This is a genomic window from Mucilaginibacter galii (assembly GCF_014635825.1).
Taxonomy (GTDB): domain Bacteria; phylum Bacteroidota; class Bacteroidia; order Sphingobacteriales; family Sphingobacteriaceae; genus Mucilaginibacter; species Mucilaginibacter galii.
On the sequence record NZ_BMDO01000002.1, the window covers coordinates 36,373 to 55,581 of the forward strand.

At 44.7% G+C, this 19,209-nt stretch carries 14 protein-coding genes; 8 read left to right on the top strand and 6 right to left on the bottom strand.

Translation table 11 applies throughout. The features are described 5' to 3' along the window. The first annotated feature begins 40 nt into the window (after positions 1-40). Positions 41-1,864 carry an FAD-dependent oxidoreductase gene (locus tag IEV61_RS05295; protein WP_188414517.1) on the top strand — a complete coding sequence of 608 codons (1,824 nt, stop codon included), beginning with the start codon at positions 41-43 and terminating at the stop codon, positions 1,862-1,864. 389 nt (positions 1,865-2,253) lie between these two features. Here the strand turns inward: IEV61_RS05295 and IEV61_RS05300 are convergent, their stop codons facing one another. Next, a complete protein-coding gene (locus IEV61_RS05300; protein ID WP_188414519.1) occupies positions 2,254-4,710 on the bottom strand; it encodes a PIG-L family deacetylase in 2,457 nt (818 codons plus the stop codon). Between the two features lie 190 nt (positions 4,711-4,900). Here IEV61_RS05300 and IEV61_RS05305 point away from each other — a divergent pair, with 190 nt between their 5' ends. Genes IEV61_RS05305 through IEV61_RS05320 form a run of 4 tightly spaced genes read left to right on the top strand, consistent with a single transcriptional unit; the run spans position 4,901 to position 9,540 of the window. Continuing rightward, positions 4,901-5,548, top strand: coding sequence for a TetR/AcrR family transcriptional regulator (locus IEV61_RS05305; protein ID WP_188414521.1), 648 nt, complete (start codon positions 4,901-4,903; stop codon positions 5,546-5,548). A gap of 13 nt (positions 5,549-5,561) precedes the next feature. Continuing rightward, positions 5,562-6,902, top strand: a complete 1,341-nt coding sequence (locus IEV61_RS05310; RefSeq protein ID WP_188414522.1) for a TolC family protein — start codon at positions 5,562-5,564, stop codon at positions 6,900-6,902. A 23-nt stretch (positions 6,903-6,925) separates the two neighbouring features. Then, complete coding sequence (locus tag IEV61_RS05315) at positions 6,926-7,987, top strand: HlyD family secretion protein (RefSeq protein WP_188414523.1); 1,062 nt, start codon at positions 6,926-6,928, stop codon at positions 7,985-7,987. A gap of 5 nt (positions 7,988-7,992) precedes the next feature. Continuing rightward, positions 7,993-9,540 (top strand): DHA2 family efflux MFS transporter permease subunit, encoded by a 1,548-nt coding sequence (locus IEV61_RS05320; RefSeq protein WP_188414524.1) that lies wholly within the window; start codon positions 7,993-7,995, stop codon positions 9,538-9,540. A 241-nt stretch (positions 9,541-9,781) separates the two neighbouring features. On the opposite strand, the gene IEV61_RS05325 is transcribed toward IEV61_RS05320, so the two are convergent. Next, the gene (locus IEV61_RS05325) at positions 9,782-10,366 is read right to left on the bottom strand and encodes a carboxymuconolactone decarboxylase family protein (protein ID WP_188414525.1); all 585 of its coding nucleotides are present in this window, start codon (positions 10,364-10,366) and stop codon (positions 9,782-9,784) included. A 146-nt stretch (positions 10,367-10,512) separates the two neighbouring features. Continuing rightward, complete coding sequence (locus IEV61_RS05330; protein ID WP_188414526.1) at positions 10,513-11,058, bottom strand: peroxiredoxin; 546 nt, start codon at positions 11,056-11,058, stop codon at positions 10,513-10,515. A 177-nt stretch (positions 11,059-11,235) separates the two neighbouring features. Between IEV61_RS05330 and IEV61_RS05335 the strand changes: the two genes are divergently transcribed. The 3 genes from IEV61_RS05335 to IEV61_RS05345 are packed head-to-tail and all read left to right on the top strand — an operon-like array spanning position 11,236 to position 14,241. Beyond that, positions 11,236-13,092, top strand: a complete 1,857-nt coding sequence (locus tag IEV61_RS05335; protein ID WP_188414527.1) for a WG repeat-containing protein — start codon at positions 11,236-11,238, stop codon at positions 13,090-13,092. Continuing rightward, positions 13,058-13,735 carry a DUF2306 domain-containing protein gene (locus tag IEV61_RS05340; RefSeq protein WP_188414529.1) on the top strand — a complete coding sequence of 226 codons (678 nt, stop codon included), beginning with the start codon at positions 13,058-13,060 and terminating at the stop codon, positions 13,733-13,735. Before IEV61_RS05335 ends, IEV61_RS05340 begins: the two co-directional genes overlap by 35 nt. After that, the gene (locus IEV61_RS05345; RefSeq protein WP_188414531.1) at positions 13,732-14,241 is read left to right on the top strand and encodes a hypothetical protein; all 510 of its coding nucleotides are present in this window, start codon (positions 13,732-13,734) and stop codon (positions 14,239-14,241) included. The genes IEV61_RS05340 and IEV61_RS05345 overlap by 4 nt, the downstream gene beginning before the upstream one ends. A 106-nt stretch (positions 14,242-14,347) precedes the next feature. Here IEV61_RS05345 and IEV61_RS05350 read toward each other — a convergent pair whose 3' ends face one another. The 3 genes from IEV61_RS05350 to IEV61_RS05360 all read right to left on the bottom strand — a co-directional run bounded on the left by IEV61_RS05350 (position 14,348) and on the right by IEV61_RS05360 (position 19,004). Beyond that, positions 14,348-16,798, bottom strand: a complete 2,451-nt coding sequence (locus tag IEV61_RS05350; RefSeq protein WP_188414532.1) for a S9 family peptidase — start codon at positions 16,796-16,798, stop codon at positions 14,348-14,350. Positions 16,799-16,994: 196 nt separating this feature from the next. Beyond that, complete coding sequence (locus IEV61_RS05355) at positions 16,995-17,177, bottom strand: hypothetical protein (RefSeq protein ID WP_188414533.1); 183 nt, start codon at positions 17,175-17,177, stop codon at positions 16,995-16,997. 78 nt (positions 17,178-17,255) lie between these two features. After that, entirely contained in the window at positions 17,256-19,004 is a 1,749-nt protein-coding gene (locus IEV61_RS05360) for a M61 family metallopeptidase (RefSeq protein WP_188414534.1), read from the bottom strand. Positions 19,005-19,209 lie beyond the last annotated feature (205 nt).

A 19,209-nucleotide genomic window follows, 5' to 3' on the forward strand; every position in this document is an offset into this window, starting at 1 on the left:
TTTGCCCTAATTTAGCGTTTATAACCTATTTATACATTCCATGTTAAAAAAGTTACTTGTTGGCCTGCTTTGCCTGGGCTTTACCCATACCTATGCCGATACTATTAAAACCGACGTACTCGTCATAGGCGGCAGCGCCAGCGGTACGGCCGCGGCTTTGCAATGCGCACGCAGTAAAGTAAAGACCATATTGGTAGAACCAGGACCATGGCTGGGTGGCGAAATGACCTCGGGCGGTATGTGTGTACTGGATGGTAACCGCAACCTGCCGTCGGGTATTTGGGGTGAGTTTCGTAAGCATGTGCGCGATTTTTATTTAAAGTCGCCCGGGTTTGATACCACGCAAAATGCCGTACTACGGTTTGAGCCTTATACCGGGGCGGCCATCCTCCGTAAAATGACCGACACGGTGAAAAACCTTACCCTCAAAATGAACACCCCTTATACCACCGTTAAAAAGAACGGCACGGGTTGGGAGGTAACCATTACCGAAAAAGGAAAAATTAATATTATTAAAGCGCAGGTACTCATAGATGCCACCGGTACCGGCGATGTAGCCGCTATGGCAGGTGTACCGTTCAGCACCGGTTTTGACAGCCGTAAAGATACCGGCGAACAACTGGCTCCCGAAAATGCCATTCCTGTTATACAAGATATTACCTGGTGTGCCGTGTTAAAAGATTATGGTAAGGGTACCGATAAAACTATTGCACAACCTGCCGGCTACAACGCTGCTGCTTACGAAAGTTTAAAGGGTAAAGACCTGTTGAAAATGGTGTTGGGCGGTAAGCTTCCCAACAATAAATACATGATTAAATGGAGCGATGGTAACTCTTACAAAGCGTCTGTAGAGCAGCTCGACCCCAAGAATCGTGCACAATATTATAAGGAGACCCGCCTTAAAGTATTAGGACTGATCTACTTTTTACAAACCGTTGGCGGCTTAAAAAACTTTAGTGTAACCGATGAGTTTGGAACCCCTGATGGTTTGCCGCCCATCCCCTACATGCGTGAGTACCGCCGGGCTAAAGGACAAATTCGTATGGTGCTGGACGATATTATGACGCCTTACAACCGCAGTTCTAAATTGTACCGTACGTCTATTGCCGTGGGCGATGCCTCGCCAGGGCAGCATTTTGTAGATAAACGCGGCCCGCAAACGGCTTACCCGCCATTTCCAGGCTATAGCGTGCCTATGGGGGCCTTAGTGGTAAAAGATTTTGATAATTTACTGGTGACCGAAAAGGCCATGAGCACCACCCACCTGGTAAATGCCAGCACATTTTACCCGTCGGTGCAAATGGTAGTAGGGCAAGGCGCAGGTACGGTAGCCGCCTTTTGTGCGTTTTACAAAACCACTACCAGCAAGCTCAATGTTCGTTCGGTTCAGGGTGAATTACTTGATTTTAAAGGTTACCTGCTGCCATTTACAGATGTGCCTCTGACAGATCCAAACTTTCGTGCTATACAGCAAGTGGGCGCTACAGGTTTGCTACAAGGAATTGCCAAAGTTAATGGTAAAAATGCGGCTATCCTGTTTAAGCCGGATACCACTGTAAGTACCGCCGAAGTAGAGCCGGTAATTAAAGAAATTTACACCCGTGCCTTTTTATGGTTTAACAAAACTAAGCCCGGCACCCAATTCACGGTAGGCAACCTGCTCTCTTTCATCAGCGAAATTACGCTGAGCGATCCGGAAACATTGCAAAAAACGTTAGAAAAGCAATGGCAAGCCAATTATAAGTTTACACAGGCTTATGATTTGAACCGCCCCATTACCCGCAGGGAGTTTGCGGTATTGACCAATAAATATTTAAACCCCTTTGCACGCACTGTAGATTTGACGGGGAAGCTGGTGAATTAAAGGAGACCCTGCCAAACCCTCCCCGGGAGGGAGGGCTTTAAATTTTAGATAAAAAACTTGTCATTTCGAGCGATAGCGAGAAATCCTGTTTATCCATGGTTGTTGCAAACCTTGCATTTTGAACAAGAGCTCTCGTTATCGTTCGGGATGACACAGCGTTTATTGTAGACACTTGCAATTATCGAGGTTGTCTTTCGCGCAAAACGAAGCAAATCGTGCATTGAAATATGGCAGTTTGCCTGTCGTGCAGAGATTGCTTTGCTACCGCTCGCAATGACGATATCTTAAATTAATACCTTTCTCGTGAGATGTTGAAACAAGTCTTACATGACGGTAGTTCCTACTACAGACTACAGACTACAGACTACAGACTACAGACTACAGACCACTTACTTCGGCTTACTCAATAAATTCACAAATAGCCTATATGCACCCGGCACACCTGCAGGCAACTGGCGAAAAAATGCCAGCGAGGTGTACACAAAACGTCCCTTACCGTAATTGGCAGTAATTAACGAACCTTTGTTAGGGGCTTCGCCGGCGTCGTTCATTTCCAATACGGTTTGATATTCGGGGGCAATGCTGCTTACAAAATAAAGGCCGCGTTCCTGTATCCAGCCGTCAAAGTCGGTTTGGGTAATTTTGTTGGGATAGTTTAACAGCGGACTTTGCGGGCTGGTTACCGTCACTTTGGCAAACTCGTCGGTCACGCGCTCGTTAACTACACGGAAAGGATATGGGCCAATTTGCTGCACCACCAAACCTGCAAAGTTATTATACTGAACCACTAGATTACCTCCATTTTTTACATAATCCATCAGCTTAGGCTGTTCAAATACCAGGCGCTGGTCTACATTGTAGGCACGCACGCCGGTTACAATGGCATCATAAACCGAGAGGTCGCTGCTCATGATCTCGGCCTCGGTGAGTAGGTGCACCTCATAGCCCACCTGGCGCAGAGCCTCCGCTACGAAATCTCCGGCACCGGGCAGGTAGCCTATCTTTTTGCCGGTGGTCTTCAGATCAAGGTTAACCAATTTGGCCTGGGCGGGCGGAAACAAGGTAATGTTTGGAATATGCTCATAGCGGATGCGCTGTAAACCCATAGTATATGTTTTACCGTTGACCTTAACAGCAGCTTCGGCCAATGCATTTTTAGCATTGGCGGTTGGCGTAACGGTGAAGTCGGCCGTCCACTCGTCGCCTTTGCGTTTGTTGGTAAAGCTGGTAGCAGCCGGGCTAATTTGCCAGCCCGCTATCGGTTTAAGGCTAACGCTGCCACTGCCGTTCATAAAACTTTTGAGTTTTACCTGAAGGTTTTGCGGTTGCGTACCGTTATATATGTATACTTTATTCTCTATAGTAGCCGTAACCGGTGGTGCTACCTCAATAGGCTGGTACACTTCCCCGCGCACAGGGTCTACATATTTGTAAACCAGGCGGCGGGTATAATGAAGCAGTTTTCCTTCTATGGCGAAATCATAGGTAACGGTGAGCAGATCAGGGTTTTCGGGGTTACCTGCAAGCTTGTCATCAGGCAGGTTATAGGCTCCTATATTGTGCGGCGATTCGAGCCAGTAAGGTTGGGTAATTTTATCGGCCAGGGCTTTAATAGTGTATTGCTGCACCTGGTTGGCTGGTATTACCAAACCGGGACTGCCAAAATCTTGTGTTTTGTTTTGAATACTAATGCTGTGCAGTTTTACCTTGTTGCTGTAACGGTTCAACACCTGCGAGCGGATGGCAATACTATCGCCCAGGGCATAGGTAGGCTCGGTAGCATAGCTTTCAAACCATAGGCCCGCGCAGGTAGCGATCAGGTTATCCATTTCTTTCAGCTTTTGCGTGCGCCAGTAAGCATCGGTTACTTTTTCAATTTTGGTGCGCAACTGTATCAACGCAGGTACCGAAGCTTCGGGGCGGTCGGCATCAAAGGCTTTGCTAATGATGGAAAGATTGGTGGCAATATCCTCGCCGCCTTTTATACGTTTCCAGTTGGTTGTGGTACCATCAAGCAGGTCGGTTGCCGGAGCATCGCCCAACAAAGTCTTAAAATATTCTAATGATTCGCCACGTTGCCTGGCCGTACCAAAGCCCTGCGATTTATGGTTAGAGCGGCTTTCGGCAGCAATTTCGCCGTAGCCTTTGCCCAAAACAGGGTTATAAACGCCTACATCTATCTTGAACTGATCGTTAGCGGTGGTGTTGGTGCTGCCAAAGTTAAAGGTGTTCCACAGTAAGCGTTTGGCTTGCCATGGTTGTACATATTTTAATTGCTCGGGGTAGCGCTTAGGGTCGGCAGCGGCGGTAAAGGCTTCCTGCGCTAATATGGCCGATGAGGTGTGGTGGCCGTGACCGCCCTCGCCCGTGGTAGGAAAACGGCAGATCATTACATCGGGTTTAAACTGGCGTATTACCCAAACCATATCACCCAAAATTTTATCACGATCCCATATTTTTAAAGTTTCATCCGGTCCTTTTGAAAATCCAAAATCGTTGGCACGGGTAAAAAACTGTTCGGCACCATCGGCGCGGCGGGCGGCCAGCAGTTCCTGCGTACGAATAAGACCCAGCAGTTCGGCCTGTTCGTTACCTATAAGGTTTTGTCCGCCATCGCCGCGGGTTAATGCCAGGTAGCCGGTGCGGTAACCTTTTTCCTGCGCCAGGTAAGCCAGCAGGCGGGTGTTCTCATCGTCGGGATGGGCGGCAACATAAAGTACACTGCCCAGCACGCCCAATTTCTTAAACTGCTGCCTTATAGTGCTTGCATCTGCCGGAGGCGATGTTTGCGCCCAGGTACAGTTAATCAGGAGTTGAAGGATGATAAAAAGTCTGAAGAATTTCATGGAATGGCAAACCGTGTTTGATCAGGTTAATGTACAAATATTAAAAACAATTCAACAAAGCCTTGCATTTAATTAAATCAGTCTTCACATATATTAATAATTCCGCATCCCATATTAAAATATCTTTCAATACTATGACACAAACATTTTAAGTTAATCAATCGTTTGATTAATTTTGCAGAACGAAAGAATGGAAAAGGAAAAGATTGATAAAAAAGACCATATACTGGATGTAGCCGAAAGGGTATTTGCAGAGCATGGTTTTGACGGCGCTTCTACCCGTTTAATTTCGGGCGAAGCCGGCGTGAACATGGCGATGCTTAATTACTACTTCGGGTCGAAGGAGGGTTTACTGCTATCCATATTTGAGCGCAGAACGGCCACCTTTCGTGATTTGATCCACGTTATTGGCAAAAACGAAAGTATTAGCTCCTGGCAAAAAGTAGTAGAATATATTGAAGCCTATATAGGCAGGGTTTTTAATAATAACTGCTTCCAGAAAATGATACACCAAGAAATGAGTGTACGCCGTACCGGAGAACTTGCCGATAAGATCACCAACATGATTATGCTGAATGTGAACGAGTTTCGCAAGATATTGCACGAAGGGATTGAGAAGGGTGAGTTTAAGCGCGACATTGATACCGACATGGTAGTAGCTACCGTATTTGGTGTAAAAAGCCAGTTGCTTAATGCACCGCAAATTTGCTCGCTCATGTTAGGCTACGATACCCAGGATCCTCAAAATATGGAAGAAAAGTTGAAACCCCGCGTTATTGACTATCTCAAAAAACTACTTAAGTCTTATTTACTCATTGAAAATGACAACGCTAAATAATAAAATCACACCTATGTTAAAAAGGCTGTTGCCCGGGCAATTAAGCTTTGGTATTACCGTAGCGCTTGCAGGCCTGCTGTTGGGTAGCACCGCTTATGCGCAGGAAAGGCCCATTACCTTACAAGAAGCCATTAAGCTGGGCTTAGATAACAGCAAAACCCTTAAACTATCGCAAAGCCGGATAGATGAGGCGGTATCGCGCTACAACCAGGCTAAAGATCGTGCTCTACCTACGGGTAATGCGAGTTTTGCCTACAGCCGTGCGCAAATACCGGCCAACACGCTTAATTTGGGCGAAGAGTCTATTACTTTACCTAAAAGTGCCAATGCCAACTTAGGCATCGTTTCGGTAGAGGAAGTAATTTACGGCGGTGGCCGTTACCGTTACGCCAAAGAGTCTACCGATTTATTGGTTCAGGTAGCCAAACTCGATGTAGATGTAAACCGCGAGCAAATTGCTTACAATATTGTAAACTCTTACTATAACCTTTACCGGGTGCTGCAAAGCAAAACCATTGTAGAGCAAAACCTCAAGGCTATTGATCAGCAAATACACCAGTCACAACGTTTTTTTGAACAAGGCCTGGTAACCAAAAATGATGTTTTGCGTTTCCAACTGCAACGCGCTAACGTGGAGCTTAACGGTATAGACCTGGAGAACAATCGCAAGATCATTAACTACAACCTGCTTATTTTATTAGGTTTGCCCGAAAGTACGCAACTTACCATTGCACAAGTGAACGAAGGCGAACGCGCTATTGCACCTTTAAACAGCTATATTGACAGTGCCCTTGCCCAGCGCCAGGAAGTAAGACAACAGGAACTGCGCACCAAGGTTGCCGAAACTAACATTAAAGATATACGCGCCCAAAAGCTGCCTACCCTGGCTGCTACCGCAGGTTTATATTATGTAGACGTATCGGCCAACCCGCTGCCTACCAGCGGTCATTACATAACCCCGCTTACAGCTGGCCTTTCGCTGTCATGGAACTTTGGCTCGCTTTGGAACAACAAGAACCGTGTAACCGAAGCCCGTATACAGCGCGATGAAACCGTTATTAACAAAGGTATTATTACCGATAATGTTAAGAACGAGGTAAACGAAAGTTATCAGAACTACCTAAAATCTATACAGCGTATTAAACTGCTCGAAACCTCTATTGCACAGGCCACTGAGAATAACCGTATTCAAAGTTCAAAATATGCCAATGCAACCGCTTCGGCTACAGACCGCGCCGATGCCGAAACATTATTGTACCAGGCGCAAATTAACCTTGAACTGGCCCGTGCCGATGCAGGGCTGGCTTACTACAACCTGTTAAAAGCAACCGGAAAACTCACTAAATTAAACTAAACATCTCCCACAGCAATACTACAATGGCACAAGAACAAGAAGTACAACAAGAAGAAAAGAAGAAACCAAACCGCGTTATCCCTATCATATTAGCTATAGTGGTTATTGGCGGCTTAATTTTCGGTGTGAAAGAATACATTTATTCTACCAAGCACGAAGATACCGACGATGCGCAGATTGATGCCGACATTAGCCCCGTGGTTGCCCGCGTAGGTGGTTATGTTGACAGTATATTTTTTGAAGATAACCAGCACGTTGAAAAAAACCAGGAACTGGTGAAGATTGACGACCGCGACTATAACGTAAAGTTAGAGCAGGCACAAGCAGCTCAGCAAGGTGCAGGTGCTAACGTTGGCGTAGGCGAATCGCAAATTTATACTAACCAGGCCAACTCTGCCAGTGCCCGTGCAGAAGTAACTTCGGCACGCGCCAGGCTCGAAAAAATGCAAAAAGATTATGCGCGTTACGCTAACCTGATCAAAGACGGCTCAATTACGCAGCAGCAATTTGACCAGGCTAAATCTGACCTGGATGTAGCACGAGCCAATTACCAGGCATCACAGGATAAATATGCTGCAGCGCAGCGCCAGGTAGGTACTACCCGCAGCCAGTTAAAGGTAACTAATACAGGTGTTGACCAAAGGCAGGCTGATGTTGATTTTGCCAAGTTGCAGTTAACCTACACTACCATTAAAGCACCAGCCAGTGGTATTACCTCTAAAAAGAGCGTACAGTTAGGCCAATTGGTACAAGCCGGACAAACCTTGTTTTCTGTAGTGAACGATAACAGTTTATACATTACAGCAAACTTTAAAGAAACGCAGTTAGAGCACTTACGCAACGGACAAAAAGTGAAAGTTGAAGTGGATGCTTTCCCTGACCTTGACCTAGAAGGAACCGTTTATAATTTCTCTCCGGCCACTGGTGCGCGTTTCTCTTTATTACCGCCCGATAATGCTACCGGCAACTTTGTTAAAGTAGTACAACGTGTGCCTGTAAAGATCAAATTAAATGCTAAAAAAGAAGTTTTAGACAAGCTGCGCGCAGGTATGAGCGTAAACGTGTCTGTTTCTATAAAAGATTAAATTAAATGGCCGAAGTAGGATTTAAAAAGTGGATCATTACCATTACGGTAATTACAGCTTCGTTACTGGAGCTTATTGATACCACCATTGTTAACGTATCCTTGCCAACCATACAAGGTAACCTGGGTGCCACGTTAGAAGACGTGGCCTGGATTACCACCGGCTACGCTGTAGCCAACGTAATTATCTTACCTATGTCGGGTTGGCTGGGTAGCTTTTTTGGGCGAAAAAATTACTTTTTAGCCTCCATTGTTATATTCACTATCGCTTCTTTTTTATGCGGTAATGCCACCTCCTTAACAGAGCTTATTCTGTTCCGTATTTTACAGGGTATGGCCGGCGGTGGTTTAATATCTACCTCTCAGGCTATATTGTTAGAAACCTGGCCGCGCGAGCAGGTAGGTACGGCAACGGCTTTGTTTGGTTTAGGTGCCGTGGTAGGCCCTACTGTAGGCCCAACCATTGGCGGTTACATTACCGACCATTTTTCGTGGCCATGGATATTTTATGTGAACATACCCGTAGGTATACTGGCGGCTATATTCACGGTGATGTACATAAGGCCCACGGAGAAAACGGGGCGAAACAATCCAATTGACTGGTGGGGCATTGCCTTGCTGGCCGTAGCAGTAGGCAGTTTGCAAACTATATTAGAAAAGGGCGAATCGGAAGATTGGTTTGCCACGCCTTACATTACCTTTTTAACAGCAACCTCTGTAATTGGCGTATTGCTGTTTGTTTGGCGCGAGTTAAGCACCGACCATCCTATTGTGAATTTTAGCATTATGCGGCACCGGAGCTTCTCCATAGGGATGTTTACTTCTTTTATATTAGGCTTTGGTTTGTATGGGTCGGTATTCGTGTTCCCTGTATTTTGCCAGGCCCTGTTAGGCTTCTCGGCGCAGCAAACGGGCGAGCTCTTGTTTCCAGGTGGGTTGTTTACCATAGCGATGATGCCTTTTGTAGGTAAAATGCTTAATAAGGGCGTCCCGGCGCAGTTTATGGCTACCATTGGCATGTTCCTGTTCTTTGTATTTACCCACATGCTGGCAGGCTCTACCCTGCAAACCGGCCGTAACGACTTTTTCTGGCCGCTGGCTATCCGCGGTATAGGTATGGCCTTATTGTTTGTTCCTCTAACCACGCTGGCTATATCCGACTTGAAAGGGGCCGAAATTGGCCAGGGTGCAGGTTTGAATAACATGATGCGCCAACTGGGCGGATCGTTCGGTATTGCGGCTTTAACCACGTTGATACACATCCGTCAGCAAGGGCACCGTAACAACCTGCTGGTAAATGTTAACCAGTACAACCCCGCGTTTAATGACAGGCTGCAAGGCATGATCCATAACTTTATGGCACATGGCAAAAGCATGATAGATGCTACCAAGATGGCTTATGCTTCTATGGATGGTATTATTACCCGGCAGGCTATGCTGTTAACTTACGATGATGCTTACTGGCTTACCGGTTTGGTGATGCTGTTTTCGATACCGTTATTGTATCTGCAGCCTTTCAAAAAGAACCTGAAGGCAGCAGCCGATGTACACTAAAAAACAAAAGCCGTTCTGGAGTCAACAGAACGGCTTTAAAGTAAAATCAAATTGTTTTTTATTTACCCGGCAAGCTTGTATTTTGTGGATTTAAGACAAATATACCGTAGCCCGAAAGGCGTTTAATCTTGCTCTAATCTACTCCGCTTTTTAATTAAAAGCAAATTATTAAAATAAAAATTCATAAAAAAGGAGCGTGAAATTGTTCACGCTCCTTTTTTATAGCTAAAATGTGGAAAACTTAAAAGATGATTTTTCCGGTAGCGGTAACCAATGAGGCTATTCTTACCGCGTCAAAAATACGTTCTTCAGTAGTTCCCAATTTAATCAATGAATCTTCGTGGGCATTAACACACATTTCGCAACCGTTAACGGCCGAAATGGCTAAACTCATTAATTCAAAAAACTCTTTACCGGTTACGGGTTTCATCATTAACTGCATGCGTATACGGGCAGGTATTTGTGTATACTTTTCCTTTTGTGTAAAGTGACGGAAACGGTAAAATATATTGTTTGAAGCCAGTAAAGATGCACAACCTGCCGCCTCACCAATTTCGGCGGCGGTAGCGCCCTGCTCTTCGGCGTATTTGGTAAAGTAAATGGTTAACGGCTTGTTGTTATTGTTTATAGCCGTGCTTAAACCTAATAAGGCACATTCCTTAGTGCTTAAATGCTCTGAGGTAAGTGTACTGGTCAGGTTCAGCTTTAAATCGCGCAGGTAGCGCGATTCACCTTTTTCCAGCAGGGTTAAACTTTCGGTACGGTAATCTTTGTCAACAGCAACGCTTTGCAGCAGTTCCTGTACTATTTCGGTGCTTTCGCTCATGGTAGTGAATTAATCCCTCCCAACCCTCCCCAAAGGGGAGGGCTTTGAAGAGAATATTTTAGATTTCCCTCTATTGTAAAATTTTGAGAGATATGTTTCGAAGAGATTATATAACTCCCTCTCCTTTGTAGAGGGTTGGGGAGAGGTTATACGTTGATAGTTTCTTCACCTTTTTCCCAGTTACATGGGCAAAGCTCGTCGGTTTGTAAACCATCTAACACACGTAAAACTTCTTTAACGTTACGGCCAACGTTCAGGTCATTTACACACACCCAACGTACAACACCTGTAGGATCGATGATGAAAGTAGCACGGTAAGCAATTTTTTCGGTAGGCTCTAAAATACCCAGGTCTTCAGCCAATGATTTTGAAGTATCAGCCAGCATCGGGAATTTCAGATCGCGCAGGTCATCATGGTTTTTTCTCCAGGCAGCGTGAACGAATTCAGAATCTGTAGAAGCGCCAATTAAACGAGAATCGCGGTCACGGAACTCACCATAGTTTTTGTTGAACTCAGCAATTTCGGTAGGGCACACAAAAGTGAAATCTTTTGGCCACCAAAACATTACGGTCCAAACGTTATCATCATTTACTAAAAAGTCAGAAGTTATATCTTCAAACTCTTTACCTTTTTCAATGCTAACTACAGCTTTTTTATTAAACGACGGAAATTTTTCACCAACTGTTATCATAATGTATGTTTTGTTATAATTTTTACAAATATAAACAACGAGATGTTTTTACCACATTCTATTAATTGATGTGCTATAGTTTTTATCTATATAGATAATTTATAATATAGACATTAAAAGCACGCGCAATTACTTTTAATATTTGTAATACAACCATATTCTCTATCTTGCATTACTATGAAAACCAAGCCGATAATCATTGGGGTAATAACCGGTATTGTTATTTTAGGATTAGCCTTTTTTGTAAAGGCCAAATACTTTGATAAACCGCCCGTTGCCAAATACGACCAATTTATGCAGGATTTTAACAGGCATGTGGTTAATAAAAATACCGACTCGCTGGCTACTTATTTTGATTTGGTTTGGCAACTTGATATGGTTTGGCAACCCGAAATGTTGAATCATTTCTTAAAGGTATTAACCAACCAATCGAGCGTAAACATGGGCAATGCGGCCGTGCTAAAACTGACCTTGAATATTAAGGGCTGTACTTATACCTATCTTGAAAATGGCGACGCCAAAATTAAGGTACCGGTTAAGCTAATGGACCGTACACTGCCCGCTCAATGGACCGCTATTACCTTTACTGTGCATAAGAAAGCTAATAAATATGTAATTACCAATGTGGATAACCTTCGTTTTATTGAAGATTACCTGGCCTACGAAAACAAGGTGAATACTAAGTCATTGACTGACAAAGACATTTATAGCCCCATTACCTTACAAGCCTTCAAATCAGCCGAAAAATTAAAAACGAAGTATGATAGCGTGCTTTGGTTTTCGCACATTAATAAGCAAACTTATTTTTATGTAGTAAAAGGTAAATGGGATTATTACGATGTAGATTCGGCCAAGACCTATAAAATGGGGTTGGTTAATCCGCAGCTACAGGAAATTATACCTGCCGAGTACGATCTTATCTATAATATTAACGGCAGTATAAATGGGCTGGTAGAAGTAGAGAAAGATCGTAAGCGAGGCTTTTACGACTTAAACGGAAAGATCGTAGTTCCGGTTGAATACGACCAGATCTTCCCGCTGGTTAACAGCGAACATCTGGGAGCGTTGCGAAAGGGTAATAGCTATTACTGGCTTGAAAAGAATTATAGTGTAAGTGAAGAAACCACTGTTAACATCAAGGAGCTGATGGCCCAGCTGCCACGGGTTAACTGGACTAACCTGAGCCATTTAAGCAAGACAGATGTTATGGAAATGAACTCGCGCGATAACCACAGCAGCGTGCTCATTAGTCCCTCCTATTTAACCGATTTAAACTTAGTTTCCGCCATTAAATATTTAAAAAACCCGTTGCGCCGCAATGTGGAGTTTTTTGATGCCAGCAGTGCTTACAAAGTAACCGAAGCCGAAGACTTGGCAAGGGCAGATACAGGCCGTTTCCAGGCGTTAGTATATTCCATCCGCGATTATTTTATAGGTGGCCGAAGCGAGTTTTACGACGTTAAAAATGTAGTGTTAGTTGACAAGAAAGAGAACAGGACTTTCAGCAGCGACATCCTGGCAGATTATTCAAACTCTGATGGTGGCGAAGCCCCGGCTAAATGCGATGGCTACAGTTTCAAAGCGCTTAATGACACCTTGTTTGAGCTAAGAGCTGGTGCAACGGTAGACCTTTCGCTGCCTGATGAGCACTTTGTTAAAGAAATGCTGGTTTACCAATATTTATACCTGCATAACAATAAATTAGTTCAGAAACCTACCAACCGCCTGTTTGCCTTCACCAAGTTTGTAAAGATGGATGAATCATATATTAGGGGTTGTTACCTGTATAATGGAAAAACGGTTTCAGAATTGCCTCCTGTTGTACTTCGTTATATGAAAAACGAGATCTATGCCGATTATAATTACATTTTTAAAGATAAACAGTGGAAGTCTGTATTTGAAGGTAGTATATTAGATTATAAAGCCGAAAACGCAAACGTTGACGACCGCTTAACAGACATAGACCGCTATAACCTTAACTGGATCAACCAGCGGTTAAATGGACAAGCGGCCACTAAGCTGGCTGCGCGGTAACCTTATGTGGATACGTTTATTGCGGATAATTGCTCTGTTTTGGATACTTATTTTGAGCCTGAGTACCCTCGAGTATTTGAGCTTTAAAAACGATACCGATTTTTTAAGGTTCAAAGCCGAGGCTGTAAAAAGCGGGTGGTACCTGCCCGCCTTTTACAGCCATATTTTTGGCAGCAGCGTTATACTATTGTTGGGCTTCTTCCAGTTTATAAAACGCTGGCATCACTATAAAACGCTGCACCGCATCTTAGGCAAAGTGTATATACTGGGCATCTTGTTTTTTGCCGCGCCCGGCGCTTACCTCATGACTTTTTTTATTAACCGTGGTGCAGGTGTGTTTGCTTCATTTATTATCCAGAATACGCTGTGGATAACATTTACCATTATGGCGTGGGCCTATATCCGCAAGGGCGATGTGAACAACCATATTTTCATGATGCGCCGGAGCTATGCGCTGGCATTTGCCGCAGTTACCTTGCGGTTTTATATCTGGCTGTTCTCGGTTTTAGGAAATGGGGTAGCATTTGAAAACAATTATCTCATCATTGCCTTTTTAAGCTGGGTACCCAACTTATTACTGGTAGAATGGATGAATTACCGCGATAAGCAAAGGGTGCCCGCCATGCAAGCACCCGCACCATGAATGAAGAAGAATTTTTAGCGCTCCGCCTCCAGCATAAACCCGAAAAAGTACAGGCCCTATTTATTGCCGATGGCCTGCCCGTAAATAACCGCTACTTTTATCTCAAAAATTCCAGCATGTTCAGAGCAGTTAAAGATGCCTACACCCAGGTGTTTGGTGACTTTAAGGATAACGACGAATTTTTGAAGTTTTTTAAAGAAATGGGAGGCTACTTTGAAAGTTTAACTATACTACCCATCAAATACCTACCTCCCAAAGAACAGGCAAAAGCCCGTGAAGAAGGTATAGAACCATTAGCCAAAAAACTTGCCGAAATGCAGCCCCGCCTGATCGTGATCTCGCTCAAAACCATTGAAAAGTATGCGCGCGAAGCTATTCAGTTATCGGGCATTACTTCGGTCGAACACATCGCCGTAACACCCTTCCCGGTGAAGAGTATGGTAAATGTAAATAACTGCATTAATGGTATCGTTACAGCGTTAAAAGCTGTGGAGTGGGAAGAGTAAACCCCTCCCAAACCTCCCCGGAAGGGAGGGCTTTTGAAAAATATGGCTGTTATTCCATTAAAATCTTATTTAAAGTCTCCCCTCCCGGGGGAGATTTAGAGGGGGCCTACTTCTTATTCAACGTTTCTTCAAATAGCTTGTAAATGCGTTTATATTCGTCGGTCCAGCTGCTGGGTTGTAAAAAACCGTGGTCTTCCACCGGGTATGAGGCAAGTTCCCAGTTCTCTTTATGCAGTTCTATGAGTTTTTGCGACAGACGGATAATATCCTGGTAGTTCACATTCACATCAACCATACCATGCGCCATCAGCAGGCGGCCTTTTAAACCTTTGGCAAAATTGATGGGCGAACTTTGCTGGTAAGCCATCTCATCATTGTAGGGCTCGTTTAAAATATTAGCAGTATAGCCGTGGTTATAATGCGCCCAATCGGTTACCGAACGCAAGCCTGCACCGGCGGCAAATACATCAGGTTGGGTAAACAGGCCCATCAGCGTCATAAATCCACCGTAAGAGCCCCCGTACATGCCCACATTTTTAGGATTAACACCGTATTTTTCTACCAGGAACTTTACACCATCAACCTGGTCGTCCAAATCTTTACCACCCATATGGCGGTAAATGCCCGTGCGCCAGTTACGGCCATACCCCGAGCTGCCGGTATAGTCAATATCAATAACGGTATAGCCATTATCGGCTAACATATTGTTGAACATAAACTCGCGGAAGTATGAACTCCACCAGTAATGCACATTTTGTAAATAACCTGCGCCATGCACAAACACTACGGCAGGCTTGTTTGGGCTGGCTACTTTTGGCGTGTATACACGCGCATAAACATCGCTGCCGTAGCGGTTTTTAAAGGTCACCATTTCGGGGTCGCGCCAGGCGTAAGACTTAAACTCAGCCGTAACAGAGTTGGTTACCTGTACGGCTTTAGCACCTGGTTTATTGGGTTGCAGGTAAAGCTCCCATGGTTTGTTAGAATAAGAGTAGCGAATAGCCAGCCACCTTTCATCGGGCGAGAGGTCTACTTCGTTACCACCTTTCATGCTGGTTAGCCTAACGGGAGTACCACCGCTTACCTGCAGGCGGTAATAATGGTTAATGCCCGGATGCTCCATATTGCCGATGAAGTAAAACGACTTTTTATCGTTAGATAGTTTGAGATCAGATACCTCCCATTTGCCACTGGTCAGCTGCTTTTTAGTGCCTGTGGTTACATCAACCACATAAATGTGCGAGTAACCGCTGGCCTCGCTTTGGAAGTAGAAATGCGTATTATCCAGCCAGCCGGTATTGCCCGATACAAAGCCGCCGCCACTGATGCCGGGGCCGCCAATCCAGGCCTCGTCGCGCTGGCGGTCTAAAAGGTTTAACTGACCGGTAGCCGGGTCAAGCTTCATTACCCAGCGGTCTTTATTGTCTTGTGCCGTTACAATGGCTATGGCGTTTTGGCCATCGGGGCTCCAAATGGGGCCTTGTATTACTACCTTGCGGTCTTCGTTGCGCTTGGTGCGCTCTTCTAATTGCTTAGGGTAATCTTTTACATAATCGGGCAAATCTTTAATGCCGGGTATTTCTTTGGTGGAAATGGCATACACCGTATCGCGCTTAGTATCATACACGAAAGATTGCGAGGTAGATTGTGCCGCGCCCACCTTGGTACGGTTAGGAATATCCTCGGTAAAGCCCGTAGCGGTCACGTAGCTGGGTACAATGGTTGTTTTGGCTCCCTCGGCTTGTTTAATTAAACGGTAGGTGATATAGCGGCCACCCGGGCTTAGTTGTAAAAAGCTGAGCGACTGATCTCCAATGGAAATATCTTTCAAACGTTTGGCGGGTTGCAGGGCTTTACGCTCCGCAGCATCCAGCTTTTCGTCTTTAGCTTTCTCGCGTATTACCTCAAAAAGTTCGGTTTGCTCATTACGCAGCCAGCGTTCCTGCAGGTTTGCGGTTTCGGCACTGCCTTGGCGTGTAGGTATACCGGCTAAACGCCCACCTGCACCGCCGCCGCGCTGCCCGGCACCTGTAGCAACCGGGTTTGCAACTGCGGCTGCACGGGTAAAATTGGTTAACTGCATAAGTTCGCCGCCTTTGAGGTTTAGAGCAAACAGGTTATCGTTACGGGTAAAAAGCACCTGCGTTTCGCTGCTGTTAAAAGCGGGGTTGCTTTCGCGGTCGGTAGTTAGCGCTATGGGTGTAATTGCACCGGTTTTTAAGTTTGATAGAAAAATATCGCCATTGCTTTCAAACAGTTTTATGGTGTGGGCTTTATTCCAGGTGCCGCCGTTGGTGAGTGTTTTACGCTCATCGATACCTGTTTTTTGCGGCTTGGTATTGCCGGTGGTAATGCTGTAAAGGCTGGGCCTGTCGGCGTTTTCGGGGTTCCAGGTAAAATAAACTTTTTTGCTATCGTCGCTCCACCTTATACCATCGGGCGAGGTCCCCATCCACTTTGGGTCGCTCATGATTTTTTCGATGGTTAGTTTTTCAATTTTTTGAGCGTAAACGCCCGTTGCAGATGCAATTAGGAACAGGGTAAAAAGTTTTTTCATGTATTAAGCCTTGCTGTGCCTAAATATAGCATCAATAAGCACAAGTAGCATAAACTTAACCTAAATGCAAGATGTTTTTTACATTGCAGCCTACGGCGGGCATTAAAAATAAAACGGCTCTGGCATTAAAACATAACCCAACAAAAAACCCGCTTTAACTTAGTTAAAGCGGGTTCATATTTGCTACTGTTTAATGTTAGAATAAATCCGGATTAGAAATAGGTCCGTGTTGCTCATTACCCATAAAGCCCATCACTATGAAAATGGCCGCAAAAGCCAGTAATGAGTGAATAAGGTCGGTGGCATTATACATAAATACACTTACGGCCCAGCCTGCTAAACAAAGCAATGCAGTCAAAAAAAATAATGTTCTCATCATAATAACCCCCTTCTGTTTTTAAAGATCGTATGCTGGTTTTTACGTAACTGATCTTTAAATGGTTATTATTATTTTGAATTAAATTTTAAGCCACTTTTTTCTAACGGTCATTTGGCTGGCGGTAGGCTCGGTTACGCTTTCAATGTGATACTTTTTAAGCGTCACTTTTAGCAGCGTTACGGGCAGGGTTAATTGGCGGCCATCGCGCATAACTACCACTTGTATTTTATCGCCCACCTGCTTACCGTCTATCAGTGTTTTAGGGTCGGTAGCTGGTACACCATCTACAGATACCAGTTCATCGTTCACGTTAATACCGTCAACCCAGGCGCTGGTGCCGCGCAATACGGCAGCAACTTTAAGCTTACCCGCAACGGTAGTGGTGCGTAGGCCCAAATCGGGGGCGTTCAAACCTTCATACTCATCCACTACTTTATATCCGGCGTAGCCTAAATATTTGTTGTAGTCAATATCGTCTACCCCATTAATATATTTAGCATAAAAATCATCCAGGTTTTTACCGGCAAATTTTTCAACACCGGCTTTAAACTCGGCATCGGTATAGCCACGTTTTTTAACCTTGTAGTATTCGTTATACATGTAACGCATTACATCGTCTAACGATTTTGCTCCTTTCGTATCATTGATGATTTCCAGATCCATCAGCATGCCCACTACGGAACCCTTGTTGTAATAGGAAATGCTGGTATTAATGGTGTTTTCGTCGGGGCGGTAGCTCTTGATCCAGGCATCAAAGCTGGCTTGCGATAATGGCTGAACCTTGGTGCCCGGCGTGTTATCTACAATATTAAAATCGGCCGCTAAGGCTTTCAGGTAATTTTCTACCGGGAACAAGTTGGTACGGCGTACCGACAGGTTATCGTAGTAAGCCGTAAAACCTTCGGCTATCCATAAGTTGGTCGTGTAATTCTCGTTCTCATAATCAAACGGACCTAAAGCAATTGGGCGCAAACGCTTTACGTTCCACAGGTGAAAATGCTCATGTGCTACCAAGCCCAAAAAGCCTTCGTAACCAGCTTCGGTGGCATAACCATCGCGTGCGGCACCTAATACAGTAGAGCTCAAGTGCTCTAAACCGCCGCCGCCTTTCAGGTAATTATGAACAATGAATACATAACGTTTATTAGGATTCTCGCCGTAAATGGCAGTTTCTACCTCAATAATTTTGGCCATGTCTTTCTTCAGGCGTTCTTTATCATAGTTGCCGCCACCATACATGGCCACTTCGTAATCAACACCTGCGGCTTTGAAACCAAAAATATCCTGGTTACCTACTTCAATAGGCGAGTCGTATAAAATGTCGTAGTTAGGTGCCGTAACGGTAAAGTCGTTAGTACCCACTTTGGCCAAACTGGTAGATACCTTGTCCCAGCCTTTGTAAGGAATAATTTTGATGGTAGATGGCAGATTCAAACCACCTTCGGGATAAAAGAACATACCTGAGGTAGACAGGAACGCATGGGTAACATCAATAAACGCCGTACGCACCGATATTTCGAACGCGTAAAAACGATATTTCACTTTTACTGACGATAGACCCTGGGTATTAACCTCCCAGGTGTTTTTGCGGGTTTTTACCACGCTAACCGCTTTACCGCCGCTTTGCGCCGTAAACGACTCCACGTTTTTAGAAAACTCGCGCACGAGGTAAGAGCCGGGAGTCCAAACGGGGAGCTTTAGGTCCAGCTTATTTTGAGCCAAGCCCTTGATATCCATTTCAATATCGGCGTAATGGGCCTGCGCTTCGGGAAAACTAACGGTATAAGATATTTGCAACGCACCCGCCGCCTGACTCATAGAACTCATTATTAACAGATTAAATAAAACTATAATGCTTAAATGCCACTTTTTCATCCGGCTAATTTAATTTTTTTTACCGGGTAACTTAAACTTCGGCAGGGTTGTTAAGGTTGTAAAATGGTTGATACATACAAAACTGCTCAGTAATAACCTCTTATTTTGCCTGTTAGTTAATGGTCGGCCAAATTTAAACCCAAAACATGCTGCAGCT

Excerpts from the sequence above, each read along its gene's own strand:
- IEV61_RS05295 (WP_188414517.1), top strand. The coding sequence starts at position 41 with ATGTTAAAAAAGTTACTTGTTGGCCTGCTTTGCCTGGGCTTTACCCAT.
- IEV61_RS05300 (WP_188414519.1), bottom strand. The coding sequence starts at position 4,710 with ATGAAATTCTTCAGACTTTTTATCATCCTTCAACTCCTGATTAACTGT.
- IEV61_RS05305 (WP_188414521.1), top strand. The coding sequence starts at position 4,901 with ATGGAAAAGGAAAAGATTGATAAAAAAGACCATATACTGGATGTAGCC.
- IEV61_RS05310 (WP_188414522.1), top strand. The coding sequence starts at position 5,562 with ATGTTAAAAAGGCTGTTGCCCGGGCAATTAAGCTTTGGTATTACCGTA.
- IEV61_RS05315 (WP_188414523.1), top strand. The coding sequence starts at position 6,926 with ATGGCACAAGAACAAGAAGTACAACAAGAAGAAAAGAAGAAACCAAAC.
- IEV61_RS05320 (WP_188414524.1), top strand. The coding sequence starts at position 7,993 with ATGGCCGAAGTAGGATTTAAAAAGTGGATCATTACCATTACGGTAATT.
- IEV61_RS05325 (WP_188414525.1), bottom strand. The coding sequence starts at position 10,366 with ATGAGCGAAAGCACCGAAATAGTACAGGAACTGCTGCAAAGCGTTGCT.
- IEV61_RS05330 (WP_188414526.1), bottom strand. The coding sequence starts at position 11,058 with ATGATAACAGTTGGTGAAAAATTTCCGTCGTTTAATAAAAAAGCTGTA.
- IEV61_RS05335 (WP_188414527.1), top strand. The coding sequence starts at position 11,236 with ATGAAAACCAAGCCGATAATCATTGGGGTAATAACCGGTATTGTTATT.
- IEV61_RS05340 (WP_188414529.1), top strand. The coding sequence starts at position 13,058 with ATGGACAAGCGGCCACTAAGCTGGCTGCGCGGTAACCTTATGTGGATA.
- IEV61_RS05345 (WP_188414531.1), top strand. The coding sequence starts at position 13,732 with ATGAATGAAGAAGAATTTTTAGCGCTCCGCCTCCAGCATAAACCCGAA.
- IEV61_RS05350 (WP_188414532.1), bottom strand. The coding sequence starts at position 16,798 with ATGAAAAAACTTTTTACCCTGTTCCTAATTGCATCTGCAACGGGCGTT.
- IEV61_RS05355 (WP_188414533.1), bottom strand. The coding sequence starts at position 17,177 with ATGATGAGAACATTATTTTTTTTGACTGCATTGCTTTGTTTAGCAGGC.
- IEV61_RS05360 (WP_188414534.1), bottom strand. The coding sequence starts at position 19,004 with ATGAGTTCTATGAGTCAGGCGGCGGGTGCGTTGCAAATATCTTATACC.